The organism is Vibrio sp. 2130-1, from assembly GCF_033339515.1.
In genome coordinates this window covers 1-527 of record NZ_JAWOUT010000684.1, presented here as the reverse complement: position 1 = coordinate 527, position 527 = coordinate 1, and the positions used below count along the sequence as shown (strand labels likewise).

Annotated in this window: 1 pseudogene; it reads right to left on the bottom strand. The window is 48.6% G+C overall.

Going from position 1 to position 527, the window contains the following annotated elements:
* A pseudogene (ispH, locus tag R7Q09_RS28135) lies at positions 1 to 527 on the bottom strand (4-hydroxy-3-methylbut-2-enyl diphosphate reductase); the annotation flags it as partial.

The following is a 527-nucleotide window of genomic DNA, read 5'->3' as shown; positions in this document are numbered from 1 at the left end:
CCTACTTTTGTCTTGCCTTCAAACCACTCTGGCTTGATATCTTCAGGGCAATCCGTCAAGTAACCAGGCGTGCCAAGTTTCTCAGCCAACTCTTTAAGACGAGTAGAGTTTGAAGAGTTCTTAGAACCCACAACCACCATTACATCCACATCACCAGCCAGCTCTCGCACGGCATCTTGGCGGTTTTGTGTTGCGTAACAAATATCGTCTTTACGTGGGCCTTGGATGTCAGGAAATACGCGGCGTAGCTCTTCAATCACATCAGCGGTTTCATCGACAGACAATGTGGTTTGGCTTACATAGTGCAGATCCGATGGATCTTTCACGATCGCTTTTAGTTTCTCAACGTCCGCAGGAGTTTCCACTAAGTACATGCCGCCAGTTTCGCTTGAGTACTGACCCATGGTACCTTCGACTTCTGGGTGACCAGCGTGACCAATCAGAACCACTTCCATATTGCGGCGGCTTGCACGCGCAACTTCCATATGAACTTTCGTTACCAATGGGCAGGTTGCATCAAATACCGT